The 2,367-nt window shown below is 39.8% G+C and carries 1 protein-coding gene; it reads left to right on the top strand.

From position 1 onward, the window contains the following. Nucleotides 1–656: 656 nt before the first annotated feature. The gene (locus LC574_RS36100) at nt 657–2,270 is read left to right on the top strand and encodes a SpoIIE family protein phosphatase (RefSeq protein ID WP_229458425.1); all 1,614 of its coding nucleotides are present in this window, start codon (nt 657–659) and stop codon (nt 2,268–2,270) included. Nucleotides 2,271–2,367 lie beyond the last annotated feature (97 nt).

Genomic DNA, 2,367 nt, shown 5'->3' with positions numbered 1-2,367 from the left:
TAACCCGGTACATGCCTCGCCCCTCGTGGGCGAAAAATTAATCTTGGGGAGGTTAATACCCCGCTCATATTGGGCGGCTTGTTTAAAACTAATCGCAAGCTCGCTAACCGCTAATCGCTTTTATTTATTAAAAATCCTGCTTTCTATCAGTTTCAAGGTTTAACAGTAACAATATAGGACTCATATCTGATTTTTGAACAAGATTTCAGATAAAACCCTGATAAAACGGGCTTTTCAGTCTTAGTATGTTTTCAAAAATCTTTGGAGGAGTCCTATAAGGATGTTACAGCTATTTTCAGGTAAATAGACCACGTGGTAGGGGCACAGCAATGCTGTGCCCTTACGACAGATGTGGTTCAAATACATGAAAACTGCTGTAATATCAAAAAATCAACATATTTTAAACTCAACAATTGCAGTATTTTATACAAATTGCGTATTAGTAAAATATATTTATAAAATTTAGTAGGGCGTTAGCTAGATTCTTTGTAAAGAATCATACTTTATACTAAAAGCGGTAGTCGTCAAGTTAAACAGGACTACATTAGGAGGCAAATATAACTTGGCTGACACCAGACGATATCAAGCTATGAACCGAGAAGAAACTGACGATTTTTAAATAGAAATAGACAAAAGGAGCTTCTAGGATGACCCCAATGTCAAAAGCAGAGTACGAAGCGATGTCTACGACGGGCTACGCCAACGCCAAAAAGCTAGTAGACTTACCTCAAGTAGAAGCTTGTGTTGAATCTATCAGCGGTTCTGGAGATTTGTACACTTCTACCGTACCAGTGTCTGATGACCAATTTGAAAGTTTACAGGATCAATCATCCCTACTGATCGATGAGTTATTAAATATTAATAGTCTGCCGATAGAGGTTACTAGCAACGCCCAACTAACCCTCGCCAAGAGCCAAGATATTCCAGAGTCTAACTTTAAGCAGGAAGCTTCTAGGGAATCACTTGAGAACCTGAAATTGGAGTCAACTCTTGAAGAGATGTTGCTTTATGATTTCCAAATAGAACTCTCTTGTCTAGGGGAAGACCTAGCTAAAGCTTTTGAAAAAAATCCGTTGCTCCCAGGAGCAATTTTGACAGACCAAGGTAAGTTTAAGGGGAAAATTTCGCGGCAACGATTCTTAAAAATTATTAGCCGTCCCTACGCAAGAGAACTGTTTTTCAGCGCACCTTTGAGTCGTTTATACGCTTATATTGAAACTGATGTATTGGTTTTTCCTAACGATACGTTAATTGTCAAAGCAGCTAGTCGGTGTTTACAAAGACCTCCAGAGTTACTTACTGAACCCCTAGTAGTAAAATTTGAGCATGAAGTTTATAAGTTGTTAGATATACATCAATTATTAGTAGCTCAAGCTCAAATTCATAAACTAGCAACACGTCTGATAAATCAGCAAACCAATCAACTTACCAAAGCTAAAAAAGCGCTTGACGATGAACTAGAAAAAGGCAGGCAGATTCAGATAGATTTTCTCCCTACTGAAATACCAAAATTACCCAATTTGCAGATTGCAACGTGTTTCTATCCGGCTCGTCAGGTAGCCGGTGACTTCTATGACGTTTTCATGCTTCCGGGTGACTACTTGGGGTTGGTGATTGCTGATGTTTGCGATAAGGGTGTGGGTGCTGCATTATTTATGGCTTTGTTCCGCAGCTTAATCCGAGTTTTTTCTGGACAAACTAGCTTATACGGATTGTCTATAGTTAGCAACGACGAATTATTTTGTTGTGAAATTGAGACACTTTCTACACCCTGTTTAGACCAAATTAATGCACTCAAAGCTGTGGAACTTACAAACAACTACATTACCCAAAATCATGCTCAGATGGGTATGTTTGCCACGCTCTTTTTTGGAGTGCTGCATCCCTTAACAAACTCGCTGACCTACATTAATGCTGGACATGAACCTCTCTTTATTATCAACTCCCAAGGAGTAAAGGAGAGTCTTAAATCTACCGGGCCAGCTGTGGGAATGATGACGGATGCGAAGTTTAAAATACACCAGGTTCAACTAGAACAGGGTGACATTTTAATTGGCTATACCGACGGGGTAACAGAAGCTCGTGCCCCTAAAGGTGAGTTTTTTACTCTTAAACGACTGCTATCCCTGCTTGAGCAGCCTGTTTCTTCACCATCTGACTTACTGGAGCGCATCAAAACTAATTTGTTCAATCACATTGATCAGGCACCACAGTTTGATGATATTACCATGCTAGCTGTGCAGCAAATCATCAGTGAGAGGCTAAGATAATTGCACATTTGTCAAGAGGGTGCAGGAAAAGGGGACAAATCAAGCTTGGGTGCTTTATCCAAAATCCTTTGTGAGCAAGCTTTTTAAAACTTAATGG

It is taken from the genome of Nostoc sp. CHAB 5715, from assembly GCF_020829685.1.
Classification (GTDB): domain Bacteria; phylum Cyanobacteriota; class Cyanobacteriia; order Cyanobacteriales; family Nostocaceae; genus Nostoc.
Note: the sequence above shows the minus strand (reverse complement) of the source record. Positions and strands in the feature narration are given on the sequence as shown.